Origin of the sequence: Bacillus pseudomycoides DSM 12442, assembly GCF_000161455.1 — a bacterium.
Lineage (GTDB): Bacteria > Bacillota > Bacilli > Bacillales > Bacillaceae_G > Bacillus_A > Bacillus_A pseudomycoides.
Window position 1 is genome coordinate 5,207,854 of sequence record NZ_CM000745.1, and the last position, 15,965, is coordinate 5,223,818.

General features: G+C 35.0%; 12 protein-coding genes and 7 pseudogenes. 8 read left to right on the forward strand and 11 right to left on the reverse strand.

The genetic code is table 11. The annotated features are described in order from the left end of the window. Positions 1 to 167 precede the first annotated feature (167 nt). The 4 genes from ycaC (at position 168) to BPMYX0001_RS26400 (ending at position 4,089) form a co-directional block, all read left to right on the forward strand. Positions 168 to 812 (forward strand): isochorismate family cysteine hydrolase YcaC, encoded by a 645-nt coding sequence (gene ycaC / locus BPMYX0001_RS26385; RefSeq protein WP_006097251.1) that lies wholly within the window; start codon positions 168 to 170, stop codon positions 810 to 812. A 193-nt stretch (positions 813 to 1,005) separates the two neighbouring features. Then, positions 1,006 to 1,650, forward strand: a complete 645-nt coding sequence (locus tag BPMYX0001_RS26390) for a hydrolase (protein ID WP_018767758.1) — start codon at positions 1,006 to 1,008, stop codon at positions 1,648 to 1,650. Further along, positions 1,647 to 2,240 (forward strand): antibiotic biosynthesis monooxygenase, encoded by a 594-nt coding sequence (locus BPMYX0001_RS26395; RefSeq protein ID WP_033799429.1) that lies wholly within the window; start codon positions 1,647 to 1,649, stop codon positions 2,238 to 2,240. The genes BPMYX0001_RS26390 and BPMYX0001_RS26395 overlap by 4 nt, the downstream gene beginning before the upstream one ends. 13 nt (positions 2,241 to 2,253) lie before the next feature. Then, complete coding sequence (locus BPMYX0001_RS26400; protein ID WP_006097255.1) at positions 2,254 to 4,089, forward strand: amidohydrolase; 1,836 nt, start codon at positions 2,254 to 2,256, stop codon at positions 4,087 to 4,089. Positions 4,090 to 4,255: 166 nt separating this feature from the next. Here BPMYX0001_RS26400 and BPMYX0001_RS35055 read toward each other — a convergent pair whose 3' ends face one another. From BPMYX0001_RS35055 to BPMYX0001_RS26430, 8 genes and pseudogenes are all read right to left on the reverse strand, one after another. Next, complete coding sequence (locus BPMYX0001_RS35055; RefSeq protein ID WP_006097256.1) at positions 4,256 to 4,390, reverse strand: hypothetical protein; 135 nt, start codon at positions 4,388 to 4,390, stop codon at positions 4,256 to 4,258. A gap of 92 nt (positions 4,391 to 4,482) precedes the next feature. Then, a complete protein-coding gene (locus tag BPMYX0001_RS26405; protein WP_006097257.1) occupies positions 4,483 to 5,361 on the reverse strand; it encodes a LysR family transcriptional regulator in 879 nt (292 codons plus the stop codon). A gap of 220 nt (positions 5,362 to 5,581) precedes the next feature. Continuing rightward, positions 5,582 to 6,025, reverse strand: a complete 444-nt coding sequence (locus tag BPMYX0001_RS26410) for a MarR family winged helix-turn-helix transcriptional regulator (protein WP_033799430.1) — start codon at positions 6,023 to 6,025, stop codon at positions 5,582 to 5,584. Positions 6,026 to 6,427: 402 nt separating this feature from the next. Then, positions 6,428 to 6,559, reverse strand: a pseudogene (locus tag BPMYX0001_RS34300) (MFS transporter); the annotation flags it as partial. A gap of 198 nt (positions 6,560 to 6,757) precedes the next feature. Continuing rightward, positions 6,758 to 7,666, reverse strand: coding sequence for an aminoglycoside 6-adenylyltransferase (locus BPMYX0001_RS26415; RefSeq protein ID WP_006097260.1), 909 nt, complete (start codon positions 7,664 to 7,666; stop codon positions 6,758 to 6,760). Between the two features lie 489 nt (positions 7,667 to 8,155). Next, positions 8,156 to 9,082, reverse strand: coding sequence for a serine hydrolase domain-containing protein (locus BPMYX0001_RS26420; protein WP_006097261.1), 927 nt, complete (start codon positions 9,080 to 9,082; stop codon positions 8,156 to 8,158). Between the two features lie 233 nt (positions 9,083 to 9,315). Further along, the gene (locus BPMYX0001_RS26425) at positions 9,316 to 9,696 is read right to left on the reverse strand and encodes a DUF6262 family protein (protein WP_033799431.1); all 381 of its coding nucleotides are present in this window, start codon (positions 9,694 to 9,696) and stop codon (positions 9,316 to 9,318) included. Then, a pseudogene (locus BPMYX0001_RS26430) lies at positions 9,689 to 10,729 on the reverse strand (tyrosine-type recombinase/integrase); the annotation flags it as partial. The gene BPMYX0001_RS26425 and the pseudogene BPMYX0001_RS26430, both read right to left, overlap by 8 nt. A gap of 69 nt (positions 10,730 to 10,798) precedes the next feature. On the opposite strand from BPMYX0001_RS26430, the pseudogene BPMYX0001_RS29765 reads away from it, so the two are divergent. Together BPMYX0001_RS29765 and BPMYX0001_RS26440 are read left to right on the forward strand one after the other, a co-directional pair. Continuing rightward, positions 10,799 to 11,485, forward strand: a pseudogene (locus tag BPMYX0001_RS29765) (IS6 family transposase). A gap of 50 nt (positions 11,486 to 11,535) precedes the next feature. After that, a pseudogene (locus BPMYX0001_RS26440) lies at positions 11,536 to 11,793 on the forward strand (DDE-type integrase/transposase/recombinase); the annotation flags it as partial. A 92-nt stretch (positions 11,794 to 11,885) separates the two neighbouring features. On the opposite strand, the gene BPMYX0001_RS29770 reads toward BPMYX0001_RS26440, so the two are convergent. Both BPMYX0001_RS29770 and BPMYX0001_RS26450 read right to left on the reverse strand, forming a co-directional pair. Continuing rightward, a complete protein-coding gene (locus BPMYX0001_RS29770; protein ID WP_240517025.1) occupies positions 11,886 to 12,710 on the reverse strand; it encodes a helix-turn-helix domain-containing protein in 825 nt (274 codons plus the stop codon). Positions 12,711 to 12,991: 281 nt separating this feature from the next. Next, positions 12,992 to 13,177 (reverse strand): annotated as a pseudogene (locus tag BPMYX0001_RS26450) (DDE-type integrase/transposase/recombinase); the annotation flags it as partial. Between the two features lie 144 nt (positions 13,178 to 13,321). Here BPMYX0001_RS26450 and BPMYX0001_RS31640 point away from each other — a divergent pair. Continuing rightward, positions 13,322 to 13,638 (forward strand): annotated as a pseudogene (locus tag BPMYX0001_RS31640) (helix-turn-helix domain-containing protein); the annotation flags it as partial. Between the two features lie 39 nt (positions 13,639 to 13,677). On the opposite strand, the pseudogene BPMYX0001_RS29775 reads toward BPMYX0001_RS31640, so the two are convergent. Further along, a pseudogene (locus tag BPMYX0001_RS29775) lies at positions 13,678 to 14,138 on the reverse strand (IS6 family transposase); the annotation flags it as partial. Positions 14,139 to 14,704: 566 nt separating this feature from the next. Between BPMYX0001_RS29775 and BPMYX0001_RS34620 the strand changes: the two are divergent. After that, on the forward strand, positions 14,705 to 15,781 hold the full coding sequence (locus BPMYX0001_RS34620) for a C40 family peptidase (protein WP_276307160.1): 1,077 nt from the start codon (positions 14,705 to 14,707) through the stop codon (positions 15,779 to 15,781). Positions 15,782 to 15,965: the final 184 nt, after the last annotated feature.

Sequence of the window (15,965 nt, forward strand, 5' to 3'; positions counted from 1 at the left end):
TTCAAATACTATAAATTTGTATAGCGCTTCATGTTCTGTGAATGGTGCTATAACTAATATTAACGGTCAGTTTAGTTATAAACTAATCGTAACAAACGAAGAAGTTTATGATAATATTCCACTGTTTAAACTTTCTTCGATTACTTAATTTTTAGGAGGAATACATAATGGCTGATCTCTATTCTCGTATTAACAAAGATGATGCTGTCGTTCTTTTAGTAGATCATCAAACTGGTCTTATGTCCGGACTAGTACGTGACTATGGTGTTGATGAATTCAAGAACAATGTTTTAGCTCTTGCTCACACTGCTAAGTTTTTTGATTTACCAGTTATTTTAACAACAAGCTTTGAACATGGACCTAACGGACCTTTAATGCAAGAATTGGTTGACCTCTTTCCTCACGCACCAAAAATAGCTCGACCAGGACAAATTAACGCATGGGATAATGATGATTTTGTAAAAGCAATCGAAGAAACTGGAAAAAAACAAATTATCATCGCGGGCGTAGTTACGGACGTTTGCGTTGCTTTCCCGGCACTTTCCGCTATAAAAGCTGGATATGAAGTATTTGCTGTTACTGATGCTTCAGGAACTTTCAGTAAACAAGTTGCAGATGCTGCCAATACGCGTATGGCACATAGTGGCGTACAACTTATGAACTGGTTTAGCGTAGCTTGCGAATTACAACGCGATTGGCGCAACGATGTCGAAGGTTTTGGCAATTTGCTTGCTAGTAATCTTCCAGGCTATCAAAATATAATTGGAAGCTATATGGGAGCTCAGCGAGATCTTAGTAAACAAAATGCATAAATGTATTCCAAAGAAATAGCTTTAAATCACTTTTTAAAAAGTGGATAGTATAAATTTAGCGCTGATTAAATCAGCGCTCTCTTTTAAATTAAAAAGTATAGCAGAACTTTTATTTTTACGATTACAGTTTTAATTAACAGAAAATAAATTACTTTCTAAAAAATAGGAACGATTTAAAAAGGAGCGTTTTATTATGAGTAATTTAGAATTGTTAAATCCCGAGAACAGTGCCTTAATTTTGATTGATTTTCAGCCTCAAATGACTTTTGGAGTTGCAAGTATTGACAGACAAACATTGATTAATAACGTTATGCTGCTTGCTAAATCAGCAAAAACTTTTAACGTACCTACTATTCTTACTACAGTTGAAACACGCAGCTTTTCTGGTTATTTTTGGCCACAAATTCTTGACATATTCCCAAACCATGAAATTATAGAACGTAGTTCAATGAACTCTTGGGAAGATCCAAAATTTGTTGAGGCAGTTAAAGCAACAGGTAGAAAGAAATTAATATTTGCAGCACTTTGGACTGAGGTTTGCCTTGCATTCCCTGTACTTGAAGCAATTAAAGCTGGCTATGAGGTTTATGCAGTTGATGACGCTTCAGGTGGTACTAGTTTGACAGCACATAACGCTGCTATGCGTCGTGTAGAACAAGCTGGTGCAATTCCAGTGACAGCAATCCAAGTTTTACTTGAATACCAACGTGACTGGGCACGCAAAGACACTTATGATGCTGTTATGGAAATTGTAAAAGAACACACTGGCGCTTATGGTCAAGGCGTAGAATATGCATATACTATGGTACATGGCGCGCTTCCAAGCAGAAAATTATGAACAAAGAAAGAGTGACTGTCGGAGAGACTCATATTGGGAACACGATGGATGCTAGCGGTCCAGTAACAACGATTGTTACATGGAAAATTCAAGAAGGTAGAGAAAAACAGTTTGAAACATGGAGACATGAAATCGAAGCTGCCGCTACTAAATTCCCAGGGCATTTAGGCGTAAATCTAATAGTCCCCAATAACGAATCCAGAGAGTATACTGTTATTTTCCGCTTCGATACGTATGAGCATCTACGTGCTTGGCAAGAATCAGATATTCGTCGAGATTTGTTAAAACAGGCAGAACAATTTCAAGCTACTAATCCAACTTACAAAACGGAAAGCAGTTTGGCTTATTGGTTTGTTACTCCGAAAACGCCAGTTCCACCGTCAAAATGGAAAATGTCTATTGTTACCGTTCTTGGTGTATGGCCTCTTAGCATGTTGGTTCCTAAAGTGATAGGACCTATTATAAAAAATATGAACCCTATTATGTCAGCTTTTTTTGTTTCTGTATGTGTAGTGTCCTTGCTATCATGGGTAGTCATGCCGATTTACGGTAAAATATTTCATCCATGGTTACAAAATAATAGGAAGTAGACGAGGTGTGAACATGAATTTACCGGATATGATCTTATATAACGGAAAAATCACTACCCTTGATCCCTCTCAACCTGAGGTATCTGCTATCGCCATAACTGATGGTTTAGTCACTGCAGTAGGTGGAGATGAGCTTCTTGATAGTGCCACAGAAAAAACAAAAAAAATAGACCTTAAAAGAAAGAGAGCTATTCCAGGCCTGAATGACTCTCATATACACGTTATTCGTGGCGGTCTTCATTATAATATGGAATTACGCTGGGAAGGTGTGCCATCACTTGTTATTGCTCTGGAAATGCTTAAAGAGCAGGCAAGGCGTACACCTGCTCCTCAGTGGGTAAGAGTAGTTGGAGGTTGGTCTGAATTTCAATTTAAAGAGAGACGGATGCCAACTTTGGAAGAGATTAATGCCGTTTCTGAAGACACTCCTGTCTTTGTGCTACATCTTTACGATAGAGCACTTGTAAATCGTGCTGGGCTGCGTGCACTGGGATACACAAAAGATACCCCAGACCCTCCGGGCAGTTTAATTGAGCGGGATAAACGAGGTAATCCAACAGGTCTTTTAATTGCCAATCCTAACGCTTCTATTCTTTATTCAAGTTTGGGGAGAGCTCCAGTACTTAGTTTTGACGATCAGATTAACTCAACTCGTCATTTTATGCGCGAATTAAATAGATTAGGTATCACAAGTGCCATTGATGCAGGTGGCGGATTCCAAAATTATCCTGATGATTACAAAGTTGTTGAACATTTAGCTGAGAAAGATCAATTAACTTTGCGTATTGCATATAATCTATTTACGCAAAATCCAAATCATGAATATGAAGACTTTGCTTCATGGGCAAAGATTGTTTCTCCAGGTCAAGGAAATGATAAGTATAAAATGAATGGTGCCGGAGAAATGTTAGTATTCTCGGCAGCCGATTTTGAAAAATTTCAGATGCCGCAGCCCGAACTAGCTACGGTGATGGAAGCTGACTTAAAGAAAGTAATTTCTCTATTGGTGGAAAACCGTTGGCCATTCCGCTTACATGCAACTTATGACGAGTCAATAACACGTTTCTTAAATGTGTTTGAGGAAGTCAACAAAGAAATTCCTTTTAATGGTCTACGCTGGTGGTTTGACCATGCAGAAACAATCTCGGATCGTAGTATGGAACGTGTTAAGGCTTTAAATGGTGGTATTGCCATCCAAGACCGCATGGCTTTCCAAGGTGAATACTTTGTTGATTTATACGGAAAAGAAGCTGCAAAGCGTACTCCTCCGATTTATCGTATGCTAGACCTTGGTATACCTGTTGGCGCCGGTAGTGATGCAACCAGGGTTTCTAGCTATAACCCTTGGGTTGCTCTTTACTGGATGGTTGCCGGAAAAACCATTGGTGGTCTTTCGATATACGATGAAAAAAATAAACTTGACAGAAAAGTAGCCCTGGAACTATATTCCAAAGGAAGTGCGTGGTTCTCTGGTGATGAAGGTAAAAAGGGAACCCTTGCAGTAGGTCAGTTTGCTGATATTGCTGTATTGTCTGCTGACTACTTTACTGTGCCAGAAGAAGAAATCAAAGACCTTGAATCATTACTCACTATTATGGGTGGGCAGGTTGTTTATGGAAATGATGAATTTAAAAATTTATCACCTGAATTGCCGCCAGCATCACCTGATTGGGCACCGACTGGAGTTTATGGCTATGGTGGTGCTAACCTAGCCCATAATATACTTTCTCACGATGCCAATGGTCACAAGTTACATCGTTGCAGTAACCCTCTCCATCAACACACTCATACCGTAATAGGAAAAGATGGAACTAAATGGGGTATTGGTTGTACTTGCTTTGCTTTCTAAGTCAGAACCACCGATATAATGCCGGTGGTTTTCTTTCTACAATAAGGGTATGGCGCCGAAGACGGACCTAAATAGTAATGGTATTAAGATCATAATGGTAATATGGGCTCTGGTGCAAATAATATGTAGATTCGCAATAGCAGTATATCCCTAACGGAATCTATTACTATGCGGTAAGACCGAAGAGTTGATTGATTATCTTGACTTGTTTTTTGACAGACTTCTCTCCTTGCAAAGTCTGTCCTTTTTCCCTTAAATAAAAGTCAATAGTATTCCCTTTTGAATCGACTACACCACACATATAAATCCACTGCCCATTGACTTTAATATAGGTCTCATCCCAAGACTTAAAGATTACTTTCAATTTTCACACTAGAATCATTATTGTTTCTATTATACTGATACTTTTTCAGGATCATTTAACTTCTGCATAAAGATACGTGCTGCAAAACTTAAAAATTTATCATCAAAGTGAATAAGATTAATATCTTGACTTGGTGTTGGATCAGTAATACGAACTATGCTTAAGGTATCATTATTAACAAAGTCAACCAGTGAAAGAGGTATTATGGCAACCCCATATCCATTGTATACAAGGCTCAATAGAGAAATAGAAGATTTTGTTTCTATATTTGCTTCAGATAAAGATAACCCTAAAATTTCACAATATATCTTAATCGATTCACGACAACTACATGAAACCATTACTCTACTCAGCCCTGCTAATTCTCGAAAAGAAACAAATGATTTTTCATTCAAAGGATGATTTTTTGGAATTACAAGGACGAGCTCTTCGCTATACAAAAGGGTGCTTGTTAATGTGTCTGGAATTTGAGCACTACGTGTGATCCCTATATCAATATTTTTGTCAACGATTTGATTTACAGCAACCTCTGATTCTATAATTTTTACTACAATGTTGGGATAATGTTGTTGAAACTTCATAATATAAGGCGTTAAATAAGTGAGATCTTCTAATAAACCTCCTATAGTAATCACACCTCTTTTCACACCCTTTAATTCAAAAATTTCGTTATAAACCTCATCAAATTGTTGCATGATAAATTTTCCTTTATCAAATAGCAATTTACCTGCTTCTGTAATTTTGATACCTCTTCCAACTCGATGAAATAAAGGTGTATCAAGTTCACCTTCTAACACACGTATTTGTTGACTTAAAGTCGGCTGTGAAATACCTAGAACTTCCGCAGCTTTAGTAAAACTACCATTATTACAAACTTGAATAAAATACTCTAAATGACGTAATTCCATTCTTGATACCCACTCTCCGCTTTATGAAAGATTCACATTTAAAAGAACACTTTGTATGCGTTAGCATAACAACTATCTTTCCTGTTTATACTAATTGTAATTTCATTATTTCTTCATTTTGGATTCCAATAAATGTACTGCCATTTATTGATTTTTTCCTCCTATTTATTTAATTTATATTTAATTAGGATATTACTAATTCGAGATATATTTCTAAAAATTATAGTTCTTGTGCATAATATCCTAATTTCTTCAACTGTTCGATTACCAATTTTTTCTCAATATAATCCAAACCACCAAATATTTGTCGAATCGCCTCTCTATGCTGAGGGAAAATAGTATCCATCAATTCAATACCTTCTGAAGTAATTGACGCATACGTAACACGGCGGTCTTTAGGACATGGTTTTCGTATTAAGAACCTCTTCTTTTCCAACTTATCCACTACATACGTGATACTACTACTTGCAAGTAATATTTTGTCTCCAATTTTTTGTATAGGCTGATCGCCTTTACTGTATAGTAGCTCAAGCACTGCAAATTCAGTTGAATTAAGTCCATAACTTTTAATATCTTCTTCAATACGCTTAGTGATTGACTGTACTGCCCTTGATAATATAACAAATAACTTTAAAGATAAGCTCTCATCGTTAATCACGCTCATAATTACCAATCCTTTGCAAATTATCTTGAATTCGAGATTCATTATATTATCGTCAAAATATTACGTCAATAATTCATTTTAGTTCTATCAAACCACTTATAATTTATTTCTCAACATGAGACATATGGAATCGTAAGAAAATAATTGTTAAAATATAAGCATCTCAATTGCGTTATTTTTTTAAAGAAGGCTTGTTTTCTAACGCAAGCTCTCTTTTGTCATAGTCTAAATGGAATTCGGACACATTTTATATGGTGAGTTTTGTCCTCTTTTAGCGATAGAGACAAAAAATCTGGTTCTGATGTAAAAACTTCAAAATAACCGCAATTAATCTATAAAACTCGGACATACCAATGAATAAGCATTCAAACGAATCCGGGCTGTTTAAATTTGATTATAGAACTATTTCTCTGTGGCAAAATAAAGCAGTGCTATGATCGGAAAAGCGATTCCCATCCATAATGTTGCACTCCATCCACCTGACGCGGCCCACCCTCCGACAGAAGATCCAACAGCACCACCCAAGAAGAAAAGTAGCTTTAAAATAAAGTTTGATTAAATTATTACTAATAACCTTGATATAAAGACAAGTCTAAAGAGCATGTTTTGAAAAAAGGATTGATCAAAACATGCTCTAAATTATTGTGATAGATTAACTTATTTTTAAAAAAGTTTGATCATTTTTGAAATCCTTGTTGCACGAAAGCACCCGTTAATTGAATAAGCACTCTACTAGCTTTGCAGGGTGCATCCATTTTCTTGAAATATTTCCTTTGCATCAGAAGGCAAATTTCTAACATGTTTAAGATATTTAGTCATGTTTCTGTCATCATCAATTGGATATGTGAAATTAAAATGTTCAGCGACATCTTTAGATAAGATTCTAAATAATTCACAAGTAACAAATATTGATTCCCATATATTTTTATAATCAGAATTAGAATAGGTTTCTTTGTACATTCCCCAATATGATTCTGGAAGATACTCCTTAAAATATTTCCCTAACTTTCCTGGTGAAACTTGAAAAGCTTCTTGTATCCCAATCCACCAAGTAACCATTTTATCCAAAGAATTTCTCGTCGTATATTCAAACATTAGTTTTGCATATGGGAGTTCATCACGCCAAATTCCTTTTGCAACGTTTTGTAAACACCACCAAAATTCATTTGTATAGCTATCGTATTCACCTTTGGATGGCTTTTTGACATAGTAATCTATATCGGTAGGATAAGGGATTACTGGCAAAAGATTATCTTTATCCATTAAGGGAAGAGTGAGCTTATCATTTTTATATTCTTCAAACACGGCTTCTTTTGTTTGGATACGAAGGTCTATGCGATTTCCATCTGTAAAGAGCATTAAAAAACCATAAGATCTAGTGAAATCGACATCAATTTCCCTACCAAAATCACTTTTGTCAGGTTCTTGCATCATGATTAAATCTCCAAAAGCTTTAATCCATGTTGTATCTTTTATAAAAGATACTGTTTCTGTTACAACATAAACAACATCATAGTCCTGAAAAATATCTTTTGGTACATTAGGGTTTGTCCTTGAACCATTCATATAGACTGCTCGAATACGTCCATCTTCTTTAGCGATTTTTATTATAAGATCCATCATTTCTTGTTCATTTCTCATTGAATTCCCCTCCGGTATATAGTTGGCTTTACATGAAAGATTCAAAATGGAGGGGCTCGTGGATGATATAAACCTACTCTAATAATTATAATTTATTCAAGTTTTTTTTCATCTAACCTTCCTTCCCTATTTAAAGCTAGCTTTTTTATAAGTTATTTCAACATTTATTCACAGATTAACTCTACTACCCTGTTAGTTCAATAAAGTAAGCCGAAATCCCTTCTTTATATATTTCGATTCATCATTTTTATAAACAATTTAACTTCCCTTTTGTTATCAAGGCCTAAACTGTAAAAAGTCATAAAAAATAAAGGGTGGTACATATTAGACATATATAATATGTACCACCCTTTTATTTCTTGTTAAACAAACGCGCCCTTTAATGGCATAATAATATGTTTCTATTAGCTTGTTTACTTGAACAAGCTAATAGAAACATATAATAAGAAGAATGCGTATTAACATAACAACACATAATCCTCGATAAGATTATAGTTTATCGATTAATGTCTCCCATGTAAGTTCAAGAACACCTGTCATATTTTGTGGTTCATTTGAAATATATGTTATAACTGCATTTTTATCTGGCAGCATTACAACATATTGACCATATAAACCATCCATACGATATGAATTAGAGCAAGAGTTCATCCATATTTGATAGCCGTATCCTTGATGATGGTCTGCCGTAGCAAAATAAGGATTAAAATCGTTGGTCTTTATTTGGACAGATGTTGCTTGTTCAATGTAACTTGAAGGAATCAGTTGCTTACCTTTCCAGACACCTTTATCGAGAATTAATTGCCCGAATCTGGATAATTGTTCTGCTGTTAAATATAAACCCGAGAATCCCTGTGTAATTCCTTTTGGACATGTCTCCCATTTAGGTTTTGGTATGTCTAAATGTTTAAATATTCTTCTATCTAAGTATTCATCCAAGTTACTTCCTGTAGTAATACTTATGATTTTTGAAAGCATATAGGTTGCGGCATTGTTATATGTAAAATGAGTACCTGGTTTAAATACAATCGGTTCATCAAAGAATAATTGTGAAATATCCCATTCCTGACCACTACTCCAATCAGCCTTCATAACTGGGCATTCTGCATGTCCAGTTCCCATGCAAAGCAAATCATGGATAGTCATCTCTTTTAGGTATTCATGATTTGTGTCATGTTGAATATCTGAGAAAAAATCTATAACATGGTCATTAATATTAAAGTAACTCTCCCTAATGGCAATACCGACTGCTATTGATGTAAATGTTTTGCTTACTGAATATAAAAGAGCAGGCCTTTCTTCTTCAAAATCATGTTTTGCAATTATATTTCCATTTTGCCTAACAATTACATTCAGAACATGAAGATTCTTACTATTTACAGATGAAATCAAATTATTCAATAATTCATTATTCATTGTAACTCACTCCATTAAATATATATTTCTTAACAATCCTTAATTCGTATAATCCTATTAATGAGTAGTTTTAAATGTATTGACATAGATAAATTATAACATTAGTGATAACTTGTTTAAATGTAATGCTTCACAAACTTCATACCAATGTTATCAAAAATATTTTTGCTCGAGATTCTTATTCAATTAAATGGCCTGATAGTTGAAGAAGGAGAACAACGTTCTCCTATTGACTATAAATTTTTATAAATATCTGCGTAAGCTACTTTCAGTTGTTCTCTTAGTTCTTTGTTTTCACCATCTAGCTTCTTAATGCAGCGCTGTAAAGAAGCAATCAGGGCATCTTTGTTATTGTCATCCATCTCTCGTTTGATTTGCTTCGATGTAGGTGCTTTCGCTTGTTGTTGTCGCAAGGATTCAATCCTATCACGCAACTCAAGGTTGTTATATAGCGTAGCTTTCGCTATGCCAGCCTCACTTGCCACGCTGTTGAAATTGATGTTCACGTTAGCTCGTACGAGCCGTTGAATGGGTTCATCGACCTTTTGATAGGTGGCAGACTTCCGTGAGGCATGAATCTTTTTTAACTGTTCTCTGCGGTCATAATCAGCCATTTTTTACACCTTGCTTTCTCTTCATGCGATCTTGTCTACCGAAGATGACATGTCCCTCACGGATATTGTCCAATATACCTTGGTATCGCTGTAAGTTCCGTTCGGGCTTTTCTGCCACGCCATCACGGCCATGCTGTTTTGCGACTTCTGCGGCTCTAGACGTTGTTTTTACGTGCATTTCGTATTTCTCTACACCCAATTCTGAAAATCCAATTGCCAAATCTTTGCACGGGCTTCCTCCATTGCACGTGAGGCAAGGTGGGGCTTCCATAAGAGGGCAATTCCCTTTCAACCTTGCATGACACGTCCCGTATGGGTTGTCCATTGCATTCAATTTATGATCCTGCCAGAGAGCTTGAAGGATGTCTTGTGGGATGTCTTCACCTGCTTTAATTTCTTGTACTTCACTGTTCAAGTCGAAACCGAATACACCCTGGTTTATGACAGATTCAAATGCCTTACGCTTTGTATTATCTAACAATTTGGCATACCGTAAGGTCATTTCAGGGCAAGCATGGGTTAATAACTCTTGCACTGTTAGAATGTCTGCACCGCCGTTCAACATTTTTACTGCGCAGGTATGGCGAAATTGATGATTCGTAAAATGAAATAAGTTCCCGTTCTCATCTACAATGTTTTTCTTGTAAGCTAATTTATTTAATTCAAGTCGAACCCAACATTGGGTATAAGGTTTCCCCTTCCTAGATCCACGATAACGTACAAAAATGAATTCCTCTGGATTATTGTCTTTGTTACTGTTTTCCGTGGACTCCTTAATGAGAACTGCGAGAATGTTTGCTAGCTCATCGTCAATTGGTATTCGATGTCCTTGTACATAGGTCTTCTCAATATCTGTAACTATAGAGTATTTACTGTTTAGTCGCTCTAAACAATCAAAGGTTAAGCCTAATACATCCGAAATTCGTAGACCTGTTTTAAAAGCTATCCATATAACTGGAATGACTTCTTTATGTAAATCGTTTCTATGCTTGAAGAGTTGTTTTAACACAAAATCAGGAATATAGTCAATTTGATCGGTTCTGTTGAAAAGTTTTCTAAATGAGGATACACTCTAGAAAAAAAGAAGCCAGGAGAATCAAAAATGAGATATTTTAAAGGGAAACAGTTCAAGAAAGATATTATTTTAGTAGCCGTGGGTTACTACTGTCGTTTTTCTTTAAGTTATCGCGATGTATCTGAACTTTTGAGAGAGCGTGGAATATCGGTTCATCCAACAACTATTATGCGTTGGGTTCATGAGTATGGAAATTTGATCTATCAAATCTGGAAGAAGAAAAACAAAAAGGGACAATCATCATGGAAATTAGATGAGACTTATATAAAAGTAAAAGGAAAATGGTGTTATTTATATCGTGCGATCGATAAAAAGGGATACACATTGGATATTCAACTTCGAAAAACACGGAATCATCAGGCGGCCTATTCCTTTATGAAAAGATTGGTGAAGGTTTTTGGAGAACCAACGGTTCTCACAACAGATAAAGCCCCAGCGCTACTTTGTGCGTTTAACAAATTAAAAGAACAAGGCTTTTATAAATGTACAACTTATTGTACCATCAAACATTTGAATAATCTTATAGAACAAGATCATAGACATATAAAGCGGCGCTTTGCCAAATCCGCAGGATTTCAAAGTCTTCGTCATGCTTCATGAACCTTAAAAGGAATTGAAACTGTTCACGCTTTATATAAACGGAACCGAAATCTGAGTTCAGATTTCGGTTTTTCGACGTACGATGAATTACGAAATTTATTAACAATCCCATAAAAGGAAGCGCTTTTGGCGGAATTCATATATTCTTTAATCAACTTTGCAACAGAACCGAAAAGAGCATACCTGATGGTATGCAACTTAGACAACAAAAGTACTTGAATAACGTAGTAGAACAAGATCATGGCTTTATAAAGAAGCGAATCCGTTCTATGCTAGGGTTCAAATGTTTTGACACAGCTACATCCATTCTTTCTGGAGTAGAAGCCATGCATATGATGAAAAAAGAACAGATTGATTTACAGAATCAGTCTGTTCAAAACCAGAAAGAATTCATCCATCAATTGTTTGGACTTGCAGCATAAGATATGATTCCGTTAGGAACATATGTGCTATATTCTTTTTTGTTTTATTTTTGCACCAGAACCGTCTGTAAAGACGTTAAGTGGTGAGTAGTTCAATTTTGTTTTTTAAAATATTTATCCTTAATTATTTTTATATATTGTTTTCTTTCTGTTAGTTCAAATATAAATAATGCTTTTTTTATGTCATTAAGACCATCTTTTTGAGGGTGTTCAAGCTTTAGTAAATTTGAACCTTTTTCAAAGTATAATTCACCTAGTAAGTATAAACTATTTATATTAATAGCTAACTTAATTCCCATATCACTATATTTTATTGCTTCTTCATGTTCACATATGTTATGTAAACACTTTGTTAAATTATAAATAATTTTTAATTGAATTTCTTTGTTTTTAGGGAAATCTATCTTATTAAAATTATTTAAAATTTTTTTTAATATATTAATGCTTTTTTCATATTCCTTATTTTCTGCGTGTATTACAGCGATTGAATGCACGATATTTATTTCTTTTTCCGATAAAAATTTACTATTGATTGAAGTTAGCTTTAATGCCTTATTTAAAATATCTAGAGCATTTTTTGTTGATCCATTTACATAAAATATAGCGAGTGCTTCATGCCATAGTAGAAATTGTTTATCGTCTTTTTGCAAGAAATTTGTTTTGTTTTTTTCTATTTTTACTATTTCGTAAAGTTCTTTATATTTTTTTTGTTTTACGCAATCTCTCATTACATACTTTACATTTTCTACATATTTTAATTTTTTATTTTTTGTTAGTGCAAATATATAATTTGGATCAATACCAAGTTTTTCAGCTATTTGAATTAACAATATGCTTGATGGATAAATAGTTCCTTTTTCTATTTTACTAATTTGACTTTGGGAACATATTCCTCTACATAATTCAGATTGAGATATGTTTTTTTAAATTCTGAGTTCTTTAATAATAGTACCAAGATCGTAAAATTCCATTTTATCCTCTTAAGTTCACAATTTAGTAGTATAACTCTTATAATAAGAATACACTAATTATTCTATTATTCAAATATTAATTTATCCAAAAGTGCAATTTATTTCTTTTTCTACAATTAACCGAAAGTAAACTTTTGTTTTTTTAACATTTACAATTTATTTTGGGTTGTGGTGCAAAGATAAAATAAAAGGGAATATAACTCATATATTTCTAGCGGCATTCTATTTTATGCTGTAAGCCCAAACCATCGATGGATGAATTCTTTCTGGTTTTGAACAGACTGATTCCGTAAATCAATCTGTTCTTTTTTAATCATATGCATAGCTTTCACTCCTGCAAAAATGGATATAGCTGTGCCAAAAGACTTGAACCCTAACATAGAACGAACACGTTCCTTAATAAAACGATGATTTTATCATGTTCCGACAGAAGTCTTCTTCCTCAAAAATGTGAAGGTGTGAAACACCAATTTTAGGTGGGAGATGAATGGCGGTAGGCGTAAGCCTACGTTTTTTAGTATGCTTTAGGTATCATACCAAAAAGTGAGGTGTAACTCATGTTAATAAATAAGGCATATAAATTTCGTATCTATCCGAGTAAGAAACAAGAAATATTAATTGCAAAAACGATTGGGTGCAGTCGCTTTGTATTTAACCATTTTCTTGCTCTGCCGAGCTAACTCAATTAAAAAACCTCGCAGATGCTTTTTCACGTTTTTTCAAGAAACAGAATGATATTCCACGATTCAAGTCTAAAAAGAATAAAGTTCAGTCATACACGACCAAGCAAACAAATGGCAATATTGCAATTGTAGGCAGCAAAATGAAATTACCGAAACTTGGCCTTGTCCGCTTTGCCAAAAGTCGTGAAGTGGTGAGTAGTTCAATTGAGATATCTAACTTGCCTTAGCTATATGCCTTCAGGCATATGCTTTTCTTCTTTCAACGTTCGAATTGCTACAGGGTAAGCGGGGTTCTTATCTACTGTTATCACGCGAGGTTTAGAAACGTAAGAAAGAGCACTTGGCTGCTTGTTTATCTCTTGATTTACTTAGATAAAAATCAATGGTATTCCCTTCTGAATCAGCGGCACGATATAAATACGTCCATTGCCCTTTTACTTTTAATATAAGTTTCATCGACCCTCCACGATTCATTTGTTGATGTAAGGTGATGTCGTACTTTCTCTTCTAATTGAGGTCCATATTGATGAACCCAGCGCATAATGCTTGTGTGAGCAATGGATAAGCCTCTTTCCTCCATCATTTTCACCAGGTTACGCAGGCTCAAATTGTACTGCAGATACCATTTTACTGTTAATAAGATCAGTTCAGACTGATAATATTTCCACTTGAATACGTTTTGCTTTTTCATACTGATCACGTCATTTTTTTTTAGATTACTAGTATCAGTATGTCTAAGTTCCAGAAGTTAGTTACATAAGTCTTATAGTTTTTGTACCAGAACCTGAATTCTTATGTTGATGGCAACGGGGCACTACCCCATTATATTGATATTTTTCTATTTTTGCTTAATTGACTTTGGGAATATGCTCCTCTACATAATTCAGATTGGAATATATTTTTGAATCGCGTTCTTTAATAATACCAAGATCATGAAACTCAATTTTTTCACTTATTTTTCACAACTTAGTAGTATAAGAATAATTTCTAACTTTCTATGTAATGTAAAATTAATATAGTCACAATGATTATAGTGCGAAAACTTCAAAATAATTGCAAGTAATCTCTTAAACTTGGACGTACTGATAGTATTACTCGAAAAAGGCGTGTGATTGGGGGCTTACAGAAAGGAATTGTGGACGGTAATTCGCATCCATATGGAACAGTGACAGAGGAAAGTCTTGTTGACGTGTTGCAACGTGCGTACAAGAATCAATGTTTTTAATTTAAAGAAAACTTAGAAAAAGGGTGAGGCATGTGAAAAAAGTAGTTGTTTCAGGTATTTGTGCAGCGCTAATGGGAACTAGCCTTCTTGCACAAAGTACATTTGCAGAACAGAATAATAATTCAAGTGAAAAACATGTAAAATCATTTGCGGTTAGTGCATCAACTAGCACAAGCCAAATAATAGATTTTGCCAAGAAACAGGTAGGTAAACCTTATGTGTTTGGTGCATCTGGTCCAAATGCATTTGATTGTAGTGGCTTCATTTACTATGTTTTGAAAAACAATGGAGTTAATATTTCTCGTACAAGTGTAGCGGGTTATTGGGATTCAAATGTAATCCAAAAAGTTTCCAATCCAAGACCGGGGGACTTAATTTTCCTTCAAAATACATACAAACCTGGTCCATCACACGTTGGAATTATGATTAATGATACGGAGTTTGTTCACGCTGCTGATGAAAAGACAGGGGTAACGATTTCTAATAAAAATAGTTCTTATAACAAACAGCACTTTTTGGGATATGGTAGAGTAGCGGGTGTTGTGGATAATGGTGGCGTGGAAGAAAATAAAGAACCATCAGGCTGGGCGAAAGATGCATGGAATTGGGGCCTACACAAAGGAATTGTGGATGGCAATTCACATCCACATGGAATAGTAAAAGAGGAAATTCTTATTCACATGTTACAACGTGTATACAACAACAAGGTATTCTCAGGTAATGGAAGCACAGTATCAGTTGCTGCTGATACTAGTTATCGAAATGGAGAACCATCAGACTGGGCACGAGATGCATGGAAATGGGGATTAGAAAAAGGAATTATCGACGGAAATTCTCATCCGCATGGAGAAGTGAAAGAGGAAATTCTTGTACACATGTTACAACGTGTGTACAACAACAAAGTATTCTCAGGTAATGGAAGCACAGTATCAGTTGCTGCTGATACTAGTTACCGAAATGGAGAACCATCAGATTGGGCACGAGATGCATGGAAATGGGGATTAGAAAAAGGAATTATCGACGGGAATTCTCATCCGCATGGAGAAGTGACAGAAGAGATTCTTGTACACATATTACAACGATGTGCAAATAATGGGGTATTCAAGTAATTAAAAAATCTGTTTCATATTGTATCAACCCCTGTCAGGTAGACAGGGGTTAAAAATCATAGTTAAAAAAACCTGGATTCGATACTCGTATGGGTTCTGTTGCAAAGTTTTCTAAGCGAAATTAAACTATCTAATAATAAAAAAGCTTCAACAGAGTAGAAACATGATTCCTCCCCCAAAAAAA